The sequence below is a fragment of the Nonomuraea sp. NPDC050643 genome, assembly GCF_040654715.1.
In the GTDB taxonomy this organism is placed as follows: Bacteria; Actinomycetota; Actinomycetes; order Streptosporangiales; family Streptosporangiaceae; genus Nonomuraea.
Genome location: NZ_JBFAIM010000012.1, coordinates 140,428 through 158,767, shown reverse-complemented (window position 1 = coordinate 158,767; position 18,340 = coordinate 140,428). Strand labels below are relative to the sequence as shown.

The window sequence follows — 18,340 nt, the reverse complement described above, 5'->3', positions numbered from 1 at the left end:
GCGTTACCTCCGTGGCGTCTGAAGACACTGACCACTGACAACACTGTCCACGATCGATCACGGGCCGCATGATCCGCGCATGAAAACCGCATGCCCTGGCCGGGAGGCGGCTCCTAGGGTGGGGCGATGACTGCTCAGGTGATCGTGCTGAACGGCGGCTCAAGCTCGGGGAAGTCGGGAATCGCCCGCTGTCTGCAGGCCGTCCTGCCGGATCCATGGCTGACCGCCGCCGTCGACTCGCTGATCGACATGATGCCCGCGTCCATGGAGGGATCGGCGGCGGGGATCGAGGTCGCCCCCGACGGCGGGGTGCTCATCGGCCCGGAGTTCAGGAGGCTGGAGAGGGCCTGGATGGAGGGCGTCGCCGCGATGGCCCGCGCGGGCGCTCCGGTGATCGTGGACGACGTCTTCCTCGGTGGCGCGGCGTCCCAGCGGCGCTGGCGGCAGGTTCTCGACGGGCTGGACGTGCTGTGGGTCGGCGTACGCTGCGAGGGCTCGGTGGCGGCCGCCCGTGAGATCGCCCGGGGGGACCGGGCCGGCGGGATGGCCGGGTCGCAGGCGGAGGTGGCCCACCAGGGCGTGGTCTACGACCTGGAAGTGGACACCACCCATACCGAGGCCCTGGTGTGCGCGCGGACCATCGCGGCTCGCCTGGGCGCGACAGCCGAAACGTGATCACCTCCGCCCGATGACGTACGCGGCCGCCACAACCTGCCCCGGAGAACGTCATCCGCATTCCCGTTCACCTCGACCGAGACCTCGCTCCCACGCGCGGCGGCGTAGAGGTAGTGGTACTTGAGAAGGTCGACCAGCAGGCCGTCTCCGGATACGACCTCCACACTCCCGCAGTCGATCTCGAAGCCGCTTCCCGACGCTCAAGCACTCAACCGCGTGGCACCAGCGTTCTGCCAGAAGATTGACAGCAGGCCCAGGCAGGTTGGCCGTACGCGCCGGCGGTCGGGCCGGCGCGTACGGCCTCGGAGGGTTGAGTCTTGGGTGAACGCGACCGGTTCGTTTCCGCAGACGGCACGGTGATCACGTACGAGGTGCACGGAAGCGGCGGCCCCGCGCTCGTGGTGGTCCCCGGCGGCACCCGCGCCGCGCACCACTACACCGCCATGGCAACGAGCCTCGGCGGCAAGCTCACCGTCTATGCCCTCAACAGGCGCGGCCGGTGCGGCAGCGGTCCGCAGCGCGACGGGCACACCGTCGAGGACGACTGCGCCGACGTGGCCGCGCTCATGAAGCTCTCCGGAGCCCGCTTTCTGTTCGGTCACAGCTACGGCGGCCTGGTCGCCCTGGAGACCGTGCTGCGCCATCACGGCGCCGCCGCCAAGCTCGCCCTGTACGAACCGGCGATCGCGGCTCGCGAGCCACTGCCTCTGGAGTGGGTCCCGGACTACGAACGGGCGCTCTCCCGAGGGCGGCATGGCGAGGCGATGATCCGGATGATCAAGGGTTTGCGCGTGGGCGGCCCGCTGAACCACGTACCGACGCCGCTGCTGACGCCCCTGATCGGGCTGATGATGCGGGGCGAGGACGGCCGCGAATGGCGCGAGCTCGCCGGCACCCTCCCCGCTGAGATCCGAGCCGTCCAGCGCCTCGACGCCACCGTGGCCCGTTACCGCGAAACGGAGACCGAGACGCTGCTCATGAAGGGCGACCGAAGCCCCGGCTACCTCCGCGAGGCGGTGGACGCCCTCGCCGTCACCCTGCCGCACGCACGTGCCGAGACACTGACCGGCGTGGGCCACAACGCCCCCGACCAGGACGCCCCCGCCAAGGTGGCCGACCTCTTGGCCACGTTCTTCTGAACAGGTGCCGAACCGGACACGCGACTTGACGAGAGCGAGAACCAAGCCGTTCCCCCCGGCATCCAAGTCTCTATGATCACCGTGACGCTCTCCTTGGTGCTGGCCCTCTCCCCGGCGGCCGTGACCGAGATTCCGAAGAACTTCCTGCTCACCGAACACGACGCGCGCAAGGTCCTGAGCTCGCACGAGGCCGAGGAACAGGGCTACGAGATCAGCGACAGGCGCACCGAGCCGTTGCAACTGAACCCGTGCAACCTCAAGCGCGCCGCCGACCGCGACCGGGTGGCGGCCCGTACGATCACGCGCTGGACCAGCGCCCCCAGCGGCTCCTCCGAACAGCTCGTCATCTACAAGAGCCCCCGCGCCGCCCACGCCGCGCTCGCCGGCCTGCGTACCGAGGTCAAGCGCTGCGCCCGCAGGAGCGACCCGTCGGCCCCCGAGCTCAGGATCCAGTGGCGTACGAGCAAGGCCACTGCGGGAGACGAGTCGCTGGGCATGGGCTACCAGACCCGGCAGGACGGCAGCGTGAACCAGACGGTCACCGGCATCGTCGCGCGCAAGGGCAGCGCACTGATGATCTACACGACCGACGAGGGAGCCTACGGCCCCGGCCTCCTGACCAAGAGCGCCAGGAAGATGGCCGCCAAGGTGTGCGAGCTGCCCGGCGTCTGCTGATCGGCCCGTCCTGTGCCGAGAACGGCTCTGGCCCATGACCGATACGGGGCCGAGCCGGGCGTTCGAGGACCAGGGTCCGGCGATCTACGCCTCGCCGCCGGTTCGCCGGCCCTCAGATCGGGCGCTGTAGCCGCTGACGGACACGTCGGATGCGCGCCGCCCCCTGCGCCGCACCCTCGATCCCCAGACGCATTCGACGCTCAAGGCGATACTGGACGCTCTCTCCAAGAGGAGCGTCGCGCCACTTCCGCCACGACTTGGGACGCCTGACAAGGAGGCGTTCCTCGGCGGCCTCCTCAGCGACCCGGTCAACCGCGCCCACAGCCGCTTCGAGCACCTGGTGGGCGCGCCTGCGGTTGGCACGATGCGGCGCCCTCTTGCTCCGGGGGATGTTCTTCCGGGAGCTCTTGTCGTTCTCGCCATAGTCGTTGCGGCGATCCTTGGCGTAGCTCAGCCACTTCTTCTCCTGTGGACTCCTACGCTTCACGAGCTCACCCTCCACGAACCTGCTCACTTGCCCCCAAAATAGCCAGCTCGGGACCGTAGAGCGAGCGAGATTTCGGGCCACGCCATCGAAGGCCCCGCCACCCCGGCCCAGGTCAGCGAGAGATCACTACTGCTGCCCGCCGCTCCGGGCGGCCACACCCTGCTCCCACTGCTCCATGACCTGCCGGAAGGCCTCACTCACGAGGCGAAGAAGCTCGGCGGAGGACGCGAAGCGGGCGCCCGCCGGGGTCCTGCCCCCGAGAATCTCGGCTCCGCGCCGCGATGCGGCCGCCAGGGCCTCGTTCATCTGCACAGCCGCACGCATGGACGAGAGCCAGATCTCATCGTCGATGACATAGCGTTCGCGCCGCGCACCGGGGACCCGTTCCCGGTGGAGCATTCCCTGCTGTTCGAGGAAGGCGATGGCGTGCGAGATCGACGCCGGGCTGACGCGAAGCCGCTGGACCAGGTCGGCGGCGGTGAGAGTGCCGGAGTCGGTGATGTACAGGCAGGCCAGCACCCTGGCCTCCATGCGGGGCAACCCCTGCTGGACGAGGAGATCGGTGAAGGACTCGGTGAAGTCCTGCACCGCGCGGGGATCACGCCCGTGGCCGCCGTCGGTGATCGGCGGGGCCGGAGTCTGGGCCTGCTTGTGCCGGCGCGCACGATGGCGGGTGGCCTCCTGCGCCTGCTCCGCCCCGTAGTCGTCGGGTCCGCCGTTCCGCGTGACCTCGCGCATGACGGTCGAGGCGGGGCGCCCCAGACGCCGGCCGATCTCGGCGTATCCGAGCCCCTCGGCCAGCCACGCGGCGATGTGCTGACGGTCCTCGTTGGTGAGTCTGCCTCCGGGCATCGGTGCTCGGCCCCCCTCTGTCGACATGCGCGAAGCTCGGCGCCCCGGCACACTCCGCTGCAAGTATGCGTTCACCGGCAGCCCATTGCAATTCTCATCGTGATCTCCCATTGCGTTCAGCATCACAGTCATTGCAAAGCAGGTCCTGTAGGCCGAATTTAGCAGGCCAGATGCACCAAAGTCTCTGTTGACGAATATCTGAACGCAATGTACTGTCGCAGACGTTCAGCGATTCCCGAACACATACCGGCGCCACTGGCACCGCTGGGGGTCCTGTGACCGAGCTCCGACTCGCCGAGGCCACGAGCGCCACGCCGGGACAGGGCTCGCTGGAATCGACCACTGTGCGCAAGGAGATTGATCATGGAACACGGCAATCGCGGCTTCTCCGAAGCCGGACTGCGCAGACTGCACGACGTGCTGGCCCGGCACGTCGAATCCGGGAAGATCCCCGGACTGGTCGCCCTGGTCGGCCGGGACGGCCACACCCACGTCGAGGCGATCGGGACGATGCGCCACGACGGCGGCGCGCCGATGCGCCGGGACACCATCTTCCGGATGGCCTCCACCACCAAGCCGGTGGCGATGGCGGCGGCGATGGTGCTGCTGGACGAATGCCGGCTACGCCTGGACGACCCGGTCCAGCAGTGGCTGCCGGAACTGGCCGACCGGCAGGTGCTGCGGCGGCTCGACGGCCCGCTGGACGACACCGTGCCGGCCCGCCGCCCGATCACCGTACGCGACCTGCTGACCTCCACCTTCGGACTCGGCATGGACATGACCGCACTCGGCACCCCGATCATGGCCGCGATCTTCGAACAGGGCCTCACCCCCGACCTGCCGACCCCGATGCCCGGACCGGACGAATGGATACGCCGCCTGGGCACCCTCCCCCTCATGCACCAGCCCGGCGCACGCTGGCAGTACCAGATCAGCCACGACGTCCTCAGCGTGCTCATCGCCCGCGTCACCGACCGGCCCTTCGAGGACTTCCTGCGCGACCGCATCCTCGACCCCCTCGGCATGAAGGACACCGGCTTCCACGTCCCCGCCGACCAGATCGACCGCCTGCCCACCCTCTACGCCCCCGACCCCCAGACCGGCGAATTCCACATCTGGGACGAAGCCGCGGACGGCCGCTGGAGCCGGCCCCCCGCCTTCCCCGGCAGCGGCGGCGGCCTGGTCTCCACCGCCGACGACTACCACACCTACTTCCAGATGCTGCTCAACGGCGGCGAACACGGCGACCACCGCATCCTGTCCCGCCCCGCCGTCGACCTGATGACCACCAACCGCCTCACCCCCGACCAGCAAGCCGCCCGCCACACCATGGCCACCGACAACGTCCACCTCTCCTTCGGCCAAGGCCAGCACGGCGGCTGGGGCTACGGCATGGCGGTGCGCACCCACCGCGGCGACTACGCCCCCCTCGGCCAATTCGGCTGGGACGGCGGCAGCGGCACCTCCACCTACGCCGACCCCGCCAACCGCCTCACCGGCATCCTGCTCACCCAGGTCGGCATGTCCGTCCCCAACTCCGCCCACCTCATCCACGACTTCTGGACCACCCTCTACCAGGCCCTCGACAACTGACGCACCACGTCCCCAACAGCTTGTGAAGGAGCACCACACCATGTCTCTCACCCTCACCGACCAGGACAAGGCCACCCTGCGCACCGCCGCCTACGGCGCCGTCTCCCTGCTGGCCGCCGCCGACGCCACCGGCAAGCCCCACAAGGTCGCCACCAACGGCAGCATCGCCCTGGCCTCCGCCACCGGCCCGATCGGACACGTCCTCGCCGCCAAGACCAAGGACATCGACCTGAACGGCAAGTCCGTCGCCGAACTCGCCGACCACGTCCTGCCCGCCCTCACCGCAGCCATGACCCTGCTCAAGCAGCAGGACCCGGCCGAGGCCGACAACTTCCGCAACACCGTCATCATCGCCATCGAAGCAGCGACCCAGACCCACGAGGGCCGGCCCAGCCCCACCCTCGCCGACATGACCCGCAAGATCACCGAAGCCCTGGACGCCGCCTGACCGCCGGAGAACCGCTGCAGCAGATTCAGCAGAGCCGTCGGGCAAGACGCACGCCACTCACCGATCCATATCCGTGGATGCGCCCGCGTCTTGCCACAGCCCCTTGAGATCCGAGCACGGGCCATAGACCGGGCAAGCCACTCCAGTCCAGCAGTATCCATTGGGCACTTTATGAAAAGGTTGACGGCTACGTACTAACGACTACCAGCCCGGGGGTAGATCGTTCGGCCTTCGAGTCCACCACCATCGGGTCTCTTTCCCCTCTGCGAGGGGCCGCCAGTACCGTGCAAGCTCAGCGCCGCCGTCCTCGTGCGTCACGGCGCGATAGCGCTCGTCGAGGCGACTCAGCGTGCTGGTGAGCTTCGTGCGGGCCGTCCCTTGCAGAGCCTCGCAGTACTCCTCCAGACCATCCCGAATGGTCAGCTCATTGAGGTACTCGTAGACCGGGTAAAAGTCCTGGCCAGGCCACTCCTCCATGTCGTGGATCAAGTCCGCCCACCACTTGAGTGAGGAAAGAAGGCCATAGATCGGTTCCTCGTACTGCGCCGCACGTTCGGGCGGCATGCTCTCCTTCTCCAGGGCGAGGCGCTGACGGTCGAGAACACGAATCGGCTGACGTTCGTCGGAAGTGAGGCTTCCGGCAAACGCCTCCGTCTCACTCCCACGCCGCGTACCGATAATCATCTGAGCTTCCCCTGATCACACGCTCGGGAGAGCAGCCAGATGGTGCCGTGAACTTCCAGGCCATGCGCCCGCCCCACGGCCACGGCTTCTCGATCATCCGTGATAGCGACTCCGGGTGTCAGTTCGGCCGCGGAGAATACACTGGCCTCGCCCAGATTCCGCTCGGAAGAGCCGATGCGCCGGGTCCACTTGACGAAACACTTGATCTCATCCATCGGGTACAGCCTCGCCACGCCAAGCCACTCCGCCTCCAGAACCGCTGCAAGAGCGGAATGCATCCGAGCGCTGGTCCTCACCTCCTCCCTCACTACATGAGTGGTGAGGCATGTGTCATCCACAAGGAGGTCCCGCAGCACATCCAAGCGTTCCGCTCGAGCGAAATGATTGAGGCACATCGCATCGAAGACGAGGACATGGCCGGGTCCCGAGTCGCTCAAGGCTCCAGCTCCGCTTCATCCCGCACGGGCAGATCGGCTGCCACAAGTTGCCCCCGCATGAGCTCGACAGCGCGCGACGTCGTTATGAGCGCCTTCTTGTACGCCTCCACCACCGCATGTGCATAGCTTGGCGGTACCCGAACGCGTTCGAGGTCGGGCTGGGGTGCCCAGCCGACCGCTTCCATCAACTCCGCCTTCGTGGGATTGCGCTGTCGCATCTCTCTGGCAGTGGCCTTGTCAACGGCACCCGCCGCGACCGCTTGGCGGATCGTCAAAGTCCAGGAAGTCCGATACCGGGCGGCGAGAACGACCAGATCCTCTCTTCGCAGCGCCGCTCCATCCGCTGCCGCAATCGCTCGTATCGGAAGGAGAAGCTCTGCCGCGAAGGCATCAACAATCGCTTCTCTTCCATCACGGGAAACATGGACTCCCATGTCAGTCGAGTACTCGTCACCGATGATCAGATGTCCGAGCTCATGAGCAGCGGTTGCCCGGCGGCGCCCGGGTTCGCCCCGCTTGCTGACGACGGCGACGGCGAGGTCGTCTTCGATCAGCGATGCTCCCTCGCCTGGCACATCCACAACCGCGATCAGTTGTCCCAAACGCTCACACACCCTCATGAGCGAGTCGATCGGCTCGTTGTTCAAATCAACTTGCGCTCTCACCCACCAGGCCGCACGGCGGGCGCCCAGCACGTCCTGAATCGGTTCCTCGTAGCGTTGGGTGGCAGGCGCGGAGAGTGTCCCGATCTCAATGAGTTGCCTGACGTCGTTCAGCCATGCGGCCAGAGCCACTTCCAACGAGTAGGACTGCCGAGCTGCTTCGGTATCCCCATCGTCCACCATTTCGGTACGCCTCGACACGACAAGAGGCGGTGGACTGAGGAAATAGGCCAGCGGAACATCCAGCGCTGCCGAGAGTTTCGAGAGTTCCAGCGCGTCTATCCGGCGACTGCCTCGCTCGATCTTCGCGATCATCGTCCGATCGAGATTCAGGACCGCAGCAAGCTGCTCTTGCGACATATCGGCCGCGATGCGACACTCACGCACACGCTCGCCGACGTCTGCCCACTCCGTACGGTCGCCCATGTTGCGATAATCGCACACCTCGCCAGTCAACGCGAGGCGGTACGGCCAGCCTCAGGCAATTGTTACCCCATTAGCCTTTTGCGGGTTATGCACCTCGGGCTATGCGATGCGACGATGGCGCGACCAGCAAATACTTACACCAGTTCGGATCGGTTCACTCTCTTCGACACCGTGAACGCGCGCCACCCCGACAGCCCGGCGCAGGCGATCGTGCGGCCTCACCGAAGAAGAACGCTCCCAGCCTGCACACCCGCCTGCGGGCGGCTTGGCCGCACGCGTGGCGGGGAGAGCGGTCGTTCTGTCCGGCGGCGCACAGCGCCGACGCCTTGAACCTGTAATGAAGGTTGCCGCCGAAACGGCTCTGGCCCATGATCGACGCCGAACGGGCCAGGCGGCCATAAGCCAGGATCTAGCCATCTCCGCAGGTCTAAGCCTCGCCGGAGGTCAGGCCGACCGGGCAGGCCACGCCGGCCCCGCCGATGCCGCAGTACCCATTTGGGCACTTTGTACAGATACTGCTCGTGGTAGCGCTTCGCCTCGCGCAATAGTTCCGGAGACTCCCACTCGCCCTCAAGCAGTCTCAGACAGGGACCACCTGCACTGCCTTCCCGCACAGTTTGCCCATGTCGTCCTCATCGGACGTCAGAACGATGGCAGGGCGCACCGAACGCAGTGCGGTGGCCGCGACCACAGCGTCGATGGCGTACTTGTGACCGTGCAGGCAGGCATCTCGAAGAAGCTCGACCGCTCGCGACGAGATGTCCTCGGTCACCGGCTCGATCTTCAGCCGGGACAGATACCACCTGAGACGATCGCCTTTGACGCGGACGTCTTGCGCCTCGATCGGTGTCATGGCGCTGACCACAACCCGGAAGTCGTTGTCCTGCGCCTCCCGTACGAACGCTGTCACCCTCTGGTCGGCCTCGCACCACTTCACGAGCCCTTCGCAATCAAGCACGAGAGTGCCCGCGCTCAACCGGCTTCGTGCCCGCGCCATCCGTCCTCCTCTTGGAGTTCGGGCGCGGACTTGACGCGGCGGAAGAGCTCCGCCGCCTCATCCCGCAAAGACTGTGGGATCGGCGCAGAAGCGGCCTCATTCGCCTGCAGGGCCTCCTCCAAGAGATCCCGTTCGATCTGGCGCTCCACAGCGGCATCAACGTAGGCGGAAAACCCGCGGGCTCCGACTCGCTCTCGGACAGCGCGGATGTTGCCCGTTCTCAGAGACACACTGACTTTGGCGGCCGGGCCGTCTCCCGGGGCGAAGTCTCGCTCTGGCATGCTCATAGGCTCAGTTTACTACTCGAAGTAGCAAAATGCCGATCCTCGCTCTGCGCAAGGACCGGCCGCTACGTGCGCCTACGCGTCGCCGGATGTCAGGCCGACCGGACAGGTTACGCCTGTCCCGCCGATGCCGCAGTACCCATTTGGGCACTTTGTACAGATGCTGCTCGTGGTAGAACTTAACTCTCCGCAACAATTCATGCGAGGAGGGTTACATGAGCAATGTCCCAGTCGTCTCTTACGCTCGCATTTCCGCCGACATCAGGCGAGACGAGCACGGGGTGCAAGACCAGCACCGCCTCAACCGGGAGACGGCGGAACGGCACGGATGGACGGTGGTCCACGAGTACACGGACAACGACAAGTCAGCCGCAAAGGCCGACGTCGTACGCGATGAGTTCGAGGCCATGCTACGGGTTCTCCGGGCCGGCGAACTGCCCGACGGTACGGCTGTGCAAGGCGTCGTGATCGTCGCCGAAGACCGCCTCGCCCGACGTCCCGGCGACTACGAACGCTTCGTCGAGGCGATCACGTACCAGGACGGCCGCGTGTTCGCCGACGCTCGCGGTACGAAGGACCTCTACAGCGAAGACACCGAGAGCATGGGCCTCTTCGGTGCGGTGATCTCCAAGATGGAGGTCCGCAAGATGCAACGCCGCATGCGCCGCTCGCACCGCATGCGCGCCGAGCAAGGTCTTCCAGTCGGCGGTACGCGCCCCTTCGGCTGGAAACCTGACCGTCTCACCCTCGACCCCGAGGAGGCATCTCTCGTACGAAAGGCGGTCCTGGATCTCATCGCTGGCCGCTCGCTCCACTCCATCACGAACCAGTGGCGTCGGGAGGGCGCGAAGACCTCGCTGGGCAACGAGTGGACGACCCCCTCGCTCAAGCTCAACGTGCAGAACCCCCGCATCTGCGGCTGGCGGGAGATCAACGGCGAACTCGTCCGAGACTCTGCGGGCAACCCCGTGGTCGGCCAATGGGAGCCGATCGTGACGCCCGAACAGTGGATGGCGGTCAAGAACATCTTCGACGCCCGCAGGGGCCACTTCGTCTACAGGGACGGACGCGTCGGCCACATCCTCACACCGGACTTCCGCGAGCCGAACTACCTACTCACTGGCTTCCTCCGCTGCGGTCGCGCCAAGCCGGACAGTTCTCTCTGCAACACCTCACTGCGTGTCACCCACAGCAAGGACTGTGTCCAGCACATCTACATCTGCCCCGGCAAGACCGTCGGGGGCTGCGGCGGTCTCGGGCGGCGCGGAGACATGGTCGATCTCTTCATCTCGGAGGCGGTCCTCGCCAAGCTGGAGCAGGTCCAACTCGCCGCGTCCGCTGCTTCTGCCGAGTGGGCGGGCCAGGCGGAGTACGAGGGCGCGAAGACCCGCCTGGAAGAGCTGCGCATGCAATGGACGGCGGGCAACATCACGAACGAGCTGTTCTTCTCGACCGCTCCGGATCTTGAGAAGCGGATCGCTCGACTTCGTACCGAGGCCCAGGGCTTCACTGCTGCCGCACAGCGCCGCCAAAGCCGCTCCGATACCGACGTCACGGAGATCCGACGGCGCTGGTACCTGCCGGAGGAGGACAACGGATTGCCCCTCACCATCAAGCGGTCCTACATTCGCGAGGCCCTCCTGGCAGTGATCATTTATCCCTCCGGCAAGGGACGCAGGAAGTTCAACCCCGACCTGCTTGAGCCGATCTGGCGAGAAGGCTGAGCTGTCAGACGTCCAAGACGTCCCGAGAAGGCTGTCCCCTTACCCGAGGGCGACAGCCTTCTTACTTTGTCCCCGAACTACCGGTGACGGCCGGACTTCCACGGACGCAACCGGACACACACGGTACTGGCCGGACGTCTGCGCACTGGCGGCCAAAGGAACTCTGACCTGCATGAACACGTTGATCAGGTGGTACAACGTACTCACGTCCAAGAGCCCACCGTCCCCTCACAGCACGACCGCAGCGATCATCTCGGCGAATCACCTCGCGGCGCATACACGAATCCGGGCAAACACTTCCCACGACCACCGATGACCTGTCGGATAGACCCGGCCCGACGGCAGGTGTCCACATAGAGCGCGCCATCCACCTTCTCGCCGCACTCCATTCCTGTTCTCTCGCTGCTGGCACCACCGCCGTAGGCCGTCTTCCGGCTGCTCTGGCGCTGGTGCCTGGTCGTACTCGTCAGGTACGGCGGTGGCTCCCGCTCCCGAGCTGAGGAGGCCACCTGAACCAACCGAATGAGCTGTCTGCCCAGGAGTGGGGCAAGCAGCAAGCCGCCCGATCCCCCCGCTGGTCAGAAGAGAAATGGCAGCGCATCGCGACCGTCCTCGGCGTATGCGTCGCCCGCGAGACCCCGCCCGATGGCACCTCCGGGAAGGGTGCCGCGTGAACGAGGTTCGCCACCTGTCGCCCGAAATGCTGGCCGTGATGCAGCGAGCGGCCATGCCCGACTTCGCCCGCTGGCACCAGATGGTGTACGCCACGGGCGGCTGTGCCCAACCGGTCCGGCTGCACGGTGAGAGGTACACGCTGGACAGCCGGACGGGCGAAGTCCTCGACGTGTATCGGACCGCCGACGAGCCGACCGGCTTCCTGCTCACAGCGTGCGGCAACCGGCGCGCGTCCAGGTGCCCGGCCTGCTCGGCGGTCTACAAGGACGACACGTATCACCTGATCATCACTGGCCTACGCGGTGGCAAGGGCGTCCCAGAAGAGGTCAGCCAGCATCCCCGCGCATTCGTCACTTTCACCGCCCCATCCTTCGGTGCCGTTCACGCCCACCGCGAGCAGACAGGCAAGACACTCCCATGCCGTCCAGGCCGGGACCGTCCCGTCTGCGAGCATGGCCGGCCGAAGGGGTGCGGCTTGCATCATGAGCGCGATGACGTCCGGGTCGGACACCCCTTGTGCGTGGACTGCTACGACTACATCGGAGCTGTCCTCTGGAACGCTCACGCTGGCATGCTCTGGCGGGAGTTCACCAAGACCATGCCGAGCGTTCTGGCCCGCCTGCTCGGGATCACGCGAGTGGAGCTACGCCGGACGGTCCGCCTTTCGTATGCCAAGGTCGCCGAATATCAGGCTCGCGGCCTGGTCCACTTCCATGCCGTCGTCAGACTGGACGGTCCGGAGGGACCGACCGACCGGCCGCCGGGCCACATCACAATCGCAGTGCTCGACCGGGCCCTACGCCGGACCGCCGGTCAGGTCGCGGTCCGAATAGAGGACGGACCGCCCTCGCCCGTCCGGTGGGGCGACCAACTCGACGTACGACCGGTCTACGTGTCAGCCGAGTTGGGTGAACTAAGCGATCAGCGAGTCGCCGCGTACGTGGCCAAGTACGCCACCAAGGGGCGCTGAGTCAGCAGGCACCGTTGAGCGTCCGATCCGCCATGCCGGGGAGATCGCCAGTCTGAAGGTCTCCGAGCACGCCCGCCGCATGATCTACACCTGTTTCAGCCTCGCCGAACTCCAGCCCTACCGAACGCTGCTCCTGCGGCAGTGGGCGCACATGCTCGGCTACTGCGGGCACTTCTCCACCAAGTCCCGCCACTACTCGATCAGGCTCGGAGACCTGCGACAGGCCCGCGCCGACTTCCGTGCCGAGCAAGCCCGGCTGATCACTGATACTCCGCCTCCCGATCCGGAGAGGACCGTGACGGTGGGCGAATGGCACTATGCCGGAAGCGGCCATCGCCACGGAGAGGCTTTCTGGGCCGAGGTAGCTCGGCAACGGATCGCCACCGCCCGCAAGATCGCACGAGAACAAGCAGGCGAGGACCGGTAGAGCCACTGCCTCTAGACCTAGAGAGACCGACTCTAGGTCTAGAGGCTTGACTAGAGCGTCATTAGCCGCCCGACCAGGCATCTTGCGCCTAGAGGCCCCTAATCTCGCCGGGCTCCTTCGGGCCAGATCACCCGGACGGGGACCTCCCGCCGTCGGGCCTCGGCCACCACATCAGCAGTACCGCCATAGCCTCGGGCGGGCTGCCCGTCCCACACGGCGAACAACACATCAGCGTCGTCCAGCATCCGTGCACTGGCCGTCATGTGCGACTCCGAGGTCGACTCCACAAACTCCAGCCGGTGAGTCCGGACCGCCCGGCCCAGCAACTCGTCATACGCAGCATGGCATTCACTCGGCAACCCGTCTCGGTACTCCTTGGCCGGTATGACTGCCTCCAGCACCCCACCGACATTCAGCACTCCACGCGCGAAGATTTGATCGGCTCCGTCTGCCAGACAGGACAACCCGCAGACGTCAGGTAGGTAGTCCGAGAGCGCCTTACGTACTGCCCGATCGATCAGTACGGCAGTCTCTTCCGGAAGACCCCGGTGGCCGGAGACAGCGATGCGGACCATGATCTCCCTACAGCAGAGTGGCGTAAAGACGTTCGTCGAACGAGCGCAGGGCGCCGGACGACGGCCCGGAATACGCTCGGCGGAAGCTCTTGACCCGGTACAGGACGCGCTCAGAGCCATACGTCGTCCCCACAGTGAGCGCGTTGGACGCCAGATACAGCGCCTCGTCGTAGTGCCCCGACATGGCCTCAGCAGCCGCTACCTCAGTCATGAGCACGCCCCGCTGCTTCGCGCCGGGCTGAGCCGACGAGAGCGACTCGTTGAAGGCGGCAACGGCTTCGGCCGGCCGCCTGAGCCGTACCATCACCAGCGCGCGATAGCCCGCCAGCTTCGCTTGATCGAAGGGAAACACCCAGGGCCAAGGCGGCGCAACGGCCCGCTCACCAGCCCGTACCGCTGACTCAGCCGCCTTCAGCGCCTGAAGCGCTGCCGCCTCGTCTCGTGCGGTCGCATGACCAAGCGCTTCAAGACTCGATAGCCAAGCATGGGCGATGGCCGGTGGCCGATCGCCGATCTCTCGCCGCGCCCTCGCCAAAAGATTCAGTCCGATCAGCGGATCGTCGGCGTCGATCTCGAACGCGGCCAGACTGCCGATCATGTATGCCGCCAGCAACACGTTGTCGGCCTGCCGCGCACTGTCGATTGCCCGACGGTAGTAGAAGCGCGCCGTACCGGTGTCCTGCATGTCGGCATGCACCCAGGCCGCGAAGCCCGCCGCCTCGCTCAGACCGGCCCGGATCTCGTCAGCATGCGGAGACCGCGACGCGCGGCCGAGAACGCGGCTCGCGAGATCGACCTGCGCCACCGCCGGACGAGCAAGCTCACGCGCAGGCGTGACAGCCTCCAACCGACGCTGGGCACCGGTGATACTGGTCAGCGTGGCGGCCGTCGTCTCGTCCACATCCGGACGCTTGGGCAGGGCCACCCCCGCCAGCGCGGTCAACGCCACCGCCTTGCCGAACTCTCTGCGCTTCGTCGGATCGTCATCCCCTCGGGCTCCGAATCGGAGCAAGTGAAGCGGCACCCCGATCTGGATGGATATCTCCCGAACCTGGTCCACAGTGAGCGGCTGACGGCCACGCAGCACCTTGGACACCCAGCTCTGGGAGTAGCCGACCGCCTCAGCAAGCTGGCCCTGCGTCCAACCGTGCACCCGCCGCACCTCTTCGAGGATGGTTGGTAGATCGCACTCGGCGAGAGCGGCGGCCACGACTGGCCCGGACCAGAACTGCGGCGGTATCTGGGTCACAACGCTAGGTTAAGCCGCCGACCTCGGCCGTACCGATATTCGTGACGGGAATAGCCGTACCGCCAGCAGTGCTAGGCCGTTCACCTGTGGTTTCATGACGGCGACGCTCAGTACATGGACGCGCTAACGCCTCCCCTTGCCGCCGCACAACGTCTGGCCGCTGCACTTGCGCAGATGGGAATCACTACCGACGTCCACCACGACTACGGCACGCCCATGGTGTCGGTCTGGGTCGGCCTGATCGTATGGTGCGAGAACGGAACGTACTGGTGGCGCACAGGCTGGAACCCACGCAGACGTCGAGCGATCTACGCAGGGCACCCCTTCGCTCAGCCGACCCGCGCCGCCCACCGAGTCGCCCTTCGCTACGCGGAATTGCGCATGACACACCCGCTCTCGTCGCTGATCGCCGGAGCACAGCCGTGCCTCTGACCGTGCAGCAACTGCTCAGCAGATTCCCCGGCTGGCAGATCACCGACATGTCTGGAGGCTGGGTGGCCATGCGAGTCAACTACGTGCCCAAGAGCAGCGGCCTGTCCAACGTGCGTTGCGGGGAGACCTTGGAGGAGTTGGCCGGGAATCTACACGCCGAGATCAGGCACCAGTAGTCATGGCAACCCTGCGGCAGGCAGGCAATTCGATGGCAACCCGACCCGGAGCGCAGGGCCTCCAGGCCCGAGCACCGGAAGCGGGGCGGCAGGCTTCTTGTCGGCGATTCCTACGCGTCGCGCGATTGCACCAAAAGCCCGTATGGCAAACTTGTCACTTATTCTGCCAAGCCATGCCTAATCAGGCTAATCGTTCGTCCAGCCCATACAGCGCGCATAATTACGAAGTTTGTTCAAGATATACGTAGCAATGTCGGACCGATTAGTCGCCCGCAGATGATCTCCAGCCCTCCAGGCAAACTCTAGACAGTGGGCGATGCCGTCGTCTTCAAAGGTCACGTCAGGGATGAGTTCTGCGAAAGTCAGCTTCTTTTCTGCTTGCATCTCCATACCCAAAGAGCGCTCAGCGAACAGTTGATGAAGACCTTCAGCGACAGCCTTATTAAGCGCCTTATCCTTGCCGTTGTGAATATAACCCTGACCTACAATCAGATTATAGGCGATGCGAGAGTTCTCGCCAGGATTCCCTCGCGTCTCGTAAGCCGATCGCCGCTCTCCGAGAAGATGACGCCCCACGTCACTACGCGCCATAATTGCGACCAGCTCGTTAGGAGACTTCTTGGAGGTTCCTAGACTAAGCAGATCGCTTACGACAGCCTCTGAGCCATGGGAGCGCAGAATGGGAATGAAGAGCGCAGGCGGTGCTACAAAAGCATGCGCATCCAGCTGCACAATCGCTTGTGTTAGAAGCCCTCGCCTGGATGACCACCACCGCCCTAGCTCACTATTTTGCGTAACATGCACAAGCGCACTTGCATCCAGAAGCCCAAACCTCGCGCTCGATGTCAGTTGTGAAAGAACCCCAGGCTCAGCCGATTCGCAAGCGAAGAGTACTGTCAACTTCAGAGGCTTCTTGGTGCTCCGCAGTAGGGCTAGGCGCCTGGTACGGAAGTCCGTAGATATCTGACGAAGAAATTCTCCGATCGAGACAAATTCTGCCGGATCATAATCCGACGGGTTCGCCAATAGTTCGATAGAGTCGACGCGATTGACTAGTGTCACTGTATTTTTGGCTATATCGACCCACGAGTCACGAAGCGGACCCTCCACCACGAGCGGCAAAGCTATCGACTGCTTTCCTGCGATAGCCTCATATGCAGATACCATCTCTGAGGCGATTATCTGATCCGTTGTGGGCCAGAAAACGAGAGCCCGACTGCCATTATTTGTGCGCAGAAAGCGCTTTATTTCCGCCATTTCTCGAGTGGAGGCGGGCGCTGCCTCACGACTATCGATGTTGATCGGTATAACCTTGGAGTCGTTAGCCGCATTATGCTGGGCGGCATGACGCTCTACGGCTTTACTCAGCGCGTCTGATGTTAGCTCGCTATCATAGGTCAAGGTATGACCATACAGATCTCGATGGAAAGTCGCGACGTTAGATGCCAACGTAGTCTTTCCTGTGCCAGACGGAGCGTAAAGAGGACAGAACAGACCAGTATCGCTGTACCGAATAGAGTAAGCAATCTCCTCTAGGACGTCCGTGGTACTAGTCGCAGGGGCCACAAGGATCCGTACAACTTCCTCGCCAAGATGGTCCACGAGGCGTTCATAACGGTCAGGGAAGACCAACTCGGCAAGAAGGTGGTCCGACAAAAGTCCCCCCGCGTTCGAGATCCGCTCTACCAGAGCACTTCATGTGTGCGACGAAGCCCATCCTGGATTTTACTCCGCCTGGCCTGTCCTCTGACCCCCATTCCAGCGACGGGCCTGCTCGTCTTGCCGTACTTCACACGCCCGCCTGGCGCGCGTGGCGGTGCTGGCCGCGACCGGCCCCCAGGCCGCAGCGCGGTCCAGCGACCGCCCGACGCGCGGCGGGCCGCCGCAGGCGGCATGCCCTTGAACCTGTAGTGAAGGTTGTCGCCGAAAACAGCTCCGGCCCAAGATCGACACCGGACAAGGCCGGGCGATCAAGGGCCAGGATCTGGCTATCTCCGCAGGTCTACGCCTCGCCGGACGCCAGCCCGACCGGACAGGCGACGCCCGTCCCGCCGATTCCGCAGTAGCCGTTTTTGTTGCGGTGGAGATATTGCTGGTGATAGTCCTCGGCGAAGTGGAAAGGCCCGGCGGGGGCGATCTCTGTGGTGATCTCGCCGTACCCGGCCTGCTTCAGCACCTGCTGGTACGCCTCCCGCGCCCCCTCGGCAGCCTTCTGCTGCTCGGGCGAGTGGTAGTAGATCGCCGACCGGTACTGGGTGCCGACGTCGTTGCCCTGGCGCATGCCCTGGGTAGGGTCGTGGGCCTCCCAGAAGACCCTCAGGAGCTGCTCGTACGACACCTTCGCCGGGTCGAACACCACCCGTACGGCCTCCGTGTGCCCCGTCTGCCCGCTGCAGACCTCCTCGTACGTCGGGTTGGCCGTGTAGCCGCCCTGATACCCGACCGCGGTCGTGTAGACCCCGGGGGTCTGCCAGAACTTGCGCTCCGCCCCCCAGAAGCAGCCGAGGCCGAAGTCCGCGACCTCCAGGCCCTCCGGGTACGGCGGCGCGAGCGGGGCGTCCAGGACCGCGTGGCGGGCCGGGACGGGGATGGTCTCCTCCCGGCCCGGGAGCGCGTCCTCGGGTCGGACCATCGAAGTCTTGTTACCGCCGAACAGCCAGCCCATCGCTACCTCCGTAGGTCACCTCTCCAGATTACATAGGCAGCAACACTTAAGGAGGTCTACACATTTCCGGACAGCCACCGAAATTTGT

General features: G+C 65.3%; 19 protein-coding genes. 9 read left to right on the top strand and 10 right to left on the bottom strand.

What is annotated here, in order from left to right; all coding sequences use genetic code 11:
• The first annotated feature begins 126 nt into the window (after nucleotides 1–126).
• The 3 genes from cpt to AB0I15_RS18115 all read left to right on the top strand — a co-directional run bounded on the left by cpt (nucleotide 127) and on the right by AB0I15_RS18115 (nucleotide 2,489).
• The gene (gene cpt, locus AB0I15_RS18125) at nucleotides 127–675 is read left to right on the top strand and encodes a chloramphenicol phosphotransferase CPT (RefSeq protein WP_358096180.1); all 549 of its coding nucleotides are present in this window, start codon (nucleotides 127–129) and stop codon (nucleotides 673–675) included.
• A gap of 317 nt (nucleotides 676–992) precedes the next feature.
• Nucleotides 993–1,814 (top strand): alpha/beta hydrolase, encoded by an 822-nt coding sequence (locus tag AB0I15_RS18120; protein WP_358096177.1) that lies wholly within the window; start codon nucleotides 993–995, stop codon nucleotides 1,812–1,814.
• A gap of 81 nt (nucleotides 1,815–1,895) precedes the next feature.
• Nucleotides 1,896–2,489 (top strand): hypothetical protein, encoded by a 594-nt coding sequence (locus tag AB0I15_RS18115; protein ID WP_358096174.1) that lies wholly within the window; start codon nucleotides 1,896–1,898, stop codon nucleotides 2,487–2,489.
• 112 nt (nucleotides 2,490–2,601) lie between these two features.
• Here the strand turns inward: AB0I15_RS18115 and AB0I15_RS18110 are convergent, their stop codons facing one another.
• Together AB0I15_RS18110 and AB0I15_RS18105 are read right to left on the bottom strand one after the other, a co-directional pair.
• A complete protein-coding gene (locus AB0I15_RS18110; protein WP_358096171.1) occupies nucleotides 2,602–3,003 on the bottom strand; it encodes a hypothetical protein in 402 nt (133 codons plus the stop codon).
• Nucleotides 3,004–3,102: 99 nt separating this feature from the next.
• On the bottom strand, nucleotides 3,103–3,828 hold the full coding sequence (locus AB0I15_RS18105; RefSeq protein ID WP_358096168.1) for a helix-turn-helix domain-containing protein: 726 nt from the start codon (nucleotides 3,826–3,828) through the stop codon (nucleotides 3,103–3,105).
• Between the two features lie 363 nt (nucleotides 3,829–4,191).
• Between AB0I15_RS18105 and AB0I15_RS18100 the strand changes: the two genes are divergently transcribed.
• Nucleotides 4,192–5,421 (top strand): serine hydrolase domain-containing protein, encoded by a 1,230-nt coding sequence (locus AB0I15_RS18100; RefSeq protein ID WP_358096165.1) that lies wholly within the window; start codon nucleotides 4,192–4,194, stop codon nucleotides 5,419–5,421.
• A gap of 40 nt (nucleotides 5,422–5,461) precedes the next feature.
• Nucleotides 5,462–5,869: a hypothetical protein gene (locus AB0I15_RS18095; RefSeq protein WP_358096162.1), complete on the top strand. Its 408-nt coding sequence runs from the start codon at nucleotides 5,462–5,464 to the stop codon at nucleotides 5,867–5,869.
• 201 nt (nucleotides 5,870–6,070) lie between these two features.
• Here the strand turns inward: AB0I15_RS18095 and AB0I15_RS18090 are convergent, their stop codons facing one another.
• The 4 genes from AB0I15_RS18090 to AB0I15_RS18075 form a co-directional block, all read right to left on the bottom strand.
• The gene (locus AB0I15_RS18090) at nucleotides 6,071–6,553 is read right to left on the bottom strand and encodes a hypothetical protein (RefSeq protein WP_358096160.1); all 483 of its coding nucleotides are present in this window, start codon (nucleotides 6,551–6,553) and stop codon (nucleotides 6,071–6,073) included.
• Nucleotides 6,550–6,768, bottom strand: coding sequence for a hypothetical protein (locus AB0I15_RS18085; RefSeq protein WP_358096157.1), 219 nt, complete (start codon nucleotides 6,766–6,768; stop codon nucleotides 6,550–6,552). Before AB0I15_RS18085 ends, AB0I15_RS18090 begins: the two co-directional genes overlap by 4 nt.
• Nucleotides 6,769–6,986: 218 nt before the next feature.
• Nucleotides 6,987–8,078 carry an XRE family transcriptional regulator gene (locus AB0I15_RS18080; protein ID WP_358096156.1) on the bottom strand — a complete coding sequence of 364 codons (1,092 nt, stop codon included), beginning with the start codon at nucleotides 8,076–8,078 and terminating at the stop codon, nucleotides 6,987–6,989.
• Nucleotides 8,079–8,658: 580 nt separating this feature from the next.
• Complete coding sequence (locus AB0I15_RS18075; RefSeq protein ID WP_358096153.1) at nucleotides 8,659–9,075, bottom strand: PIN domain-containing protein; 417 nt, start codon at nucleotides 9,073–9,075, stop codon at nucleotides 8,659–8,661.
• A 499-nt stretch (nucleotides 9,076–9,574) separates the two neighbouring features.
• On the opposite strand from AB0I15_RS18075, the gene AB0I15_RS18070 reads away from it, so the two are divergent.
• From AB0I15_RS18070 to AB0I15_RS18060, 3 genes are all read left to right on the top strand, one after another.
• Complete coding sequence (locus tag AB0I15_RS18070; RefSeq protein ID WP_358096150.1) at nucleotides 9,575–11,083, top strand: recombinase family protein; 1,509 nt, start codon at nucleotides 9,575–9,577, stop codon at nucleotides 11,081–11,083.
• A gap of 670 nt (nucleotides 11,084–11,753) precedes the next feature.
• On the top strand, nucleotides 11,754–12,728 hold the full coding sequence (locus AB0I15_RS18065) for a replication initiator (RefSeq protein WP_358096147.1): 975 nt from the start codon (nucleotides 11,754–11,756) through the stop codon (nucleotides 12,726–12,728).
• On the top strand, nucleotides 12,679–13,155 hold the full coding sequence (locus AB0I15_RS18060; RefSeq protein WP_358096435.1) for a replication initiator: 477 nt from the start codon (nucleotides 12,679–12,681) through the stop codon (nucleotides 13,153–13,155). The genes AB0I15_RS18065 and AB0I15_RS18060 overlap by 50 nt, the downstream gene beginning before the upstream one ends.
• A gap of 98 nt (nucleotides 13,156–13,253) precedes the next feature.
• Here the strand turns inward: AB0I15_RS18060 and AB0I15_RS18055 are convergent, their stop codons facing one another.
• Complete coding sequence (locus AB0I15_RS18055) at nucleotides 13,254–13,730, bottom strand: hypothetical protein (protein ID WP_358096144.1); 477 nt, start codon at nucleotides 13,728–13,730, stop codon at nucleotides 13,254–13,256.
• Nucleotides 13,731–13,737: 7 nt separating this feature from the next.
• On the bottom strand, nucleotides 13,738–14,979 hold the full coding sequence (locus AB0I15_RS18050; protein ID WP_358096141.1) for a helix-turn-helix transcriptional regulator: 1,242 nt from the start codon (nucleotides 14,977–14,979) through the stop codon (nucleotides 13,738–13,740).
• Nucleotides 14,980–15,401: 422 nt separating this feature from the next.
• Between AB0I15_RS18050 and AB0I15_RS18045 the strand changes: the two genes are divergently transcribed.
• Nucleotides 15,402–15,587 carry a hypothetical protein gene (locus AB0I15_RS18045; protein ID WP_358096138.1) on the top strand — a complete coding sequence of 62 codons (186 nt, stop codon included), beginning with the start codon at nucleotides 15,402–15,404 and terminating at the stop codon, nucleotides 15,585–15,587.
• A gap of 186 nt (nucleotides 15,588–15,773) precedes the next feature.
• Here the strand turns inward: AB0I15_RS18045 and AB0I15_RS18040 are convergent, their stop codons facing one another.
• Together AB0I15_RS18040 and msrA are read right to left on the bottom strand one after the other, a co-directional pair.
• Nucleotides 15,774–17,036, bottom strand: coding sequence for a hypothetical protein (locus AB0I15_RS18040; RefSeq protein WP_358096135.1), 1,263 nt, complete (start codon nucleotides 17,034–17,036; stop codon nucleotides 15,774–15,776).
• 553 nt (nucleotides 17,037–17,589) lie between these two features.
• Nucleotides 17,590–18,252 (bottom strand): peptide-methionine (S)-S-oxide reductase MsrA, encoded by a 663-nt coding sequence (msrA, locus tag AB0I15_RS18035; RefSeq protein WP_358096132.1) that lies wholly within the window; start codon nucleotides 18,250–18,252, stop codon nucleotides 17,590–17,592.
• Nucleotides 18,253–18,340 lie beyond the last annotated feature (88 nt).

What these genes read in the sequence shown, in the direction of transcription:
- AB0I15_RS18055 (WP_358096144.1), bottom strand. Translation starts at nt 13,730, where the DNA reads ATGGTCCGCATCGCTGTCTCCGGCCACCGGGGTCTTCCGGAAGAGACT.
- AB0I15_RS18090 (WP_358096160.1), bottom strand. Translation starts at nt 6,553, where the DNA reads ATGATTATCGGTACGCGGCGTGGGAGTGAGACGGAGGCGTTTGCCGGA.
- AB0I15_RS18085 (WP_358096157.1), bottom strand. Translation starts at nt 6,768, where the DNA reads ATGGATGAGATCAAGTGTTTCGTCAAGTGGACCCGGCGCATCGGCTCT.
- AB0I15_RS18105 (WP_358096168.1), bottom strand. Translation starts at nt 3,828, where the DNA reads ATGCCCGGAGGCAGACTCACCAACGAGGACCGTCAGCACATCGCCGCG.
- msrA (WP_358096132.1), bottom strand. Translation starts at nt 18,252, where the DNA reads ATGGGCTGGCTGTTCGGCGGTAACAAGACTTCGATGGTCCGACCCGAG.
- AB0I15_RS18075 (WP_358096153.1), bottom strand. Translation starts at nt 9,075, where the DNA reads ATGGCGCGGGCACGAAGCCGGTTGAGCGCGGGCACTCTCGTGCTTGAT.
- AB0I15_RS18100 (WP_358096165.1), top strand. Translation starts at nt 4,192, where the DNA reads ATGGAACACGGCAATCGCGGCTTCTCCGAAGCCGGACTGCGCAGACTG.
- AB0I15_RS18095 (WP_358096162.1), top strand. Translation starts at nt 5,462, where the DNA reads ATGTCTCTCACCCTCACCGACCAGGACAAGGCCACCCTGCGCACCGCC.
- AB0I15_RS18080 (WP_358096156.1), bottom strand. Translation starts at nt 8,078, where the DNA reads ATGGGCGACCGTACGGAGTGGGCAGACGTCGGCGAGCGTGTGCGTGAG.
- cpt (WP_358096180.1), top strand. Translation starts at nt 127, where the DNA reads ATGACTGCTCAGGTGATCGTGCTGAACGGCGGCTCAAGCTCGGGGAAG.
- AB0I15_RS18070 (WP_358096150.1), top strand. Translation starts at nt 9,575, where the DNA reads ATGAGCAATGTCCCAGTCGTCTCTTACGCTCGCATTTCCGCCGACATC.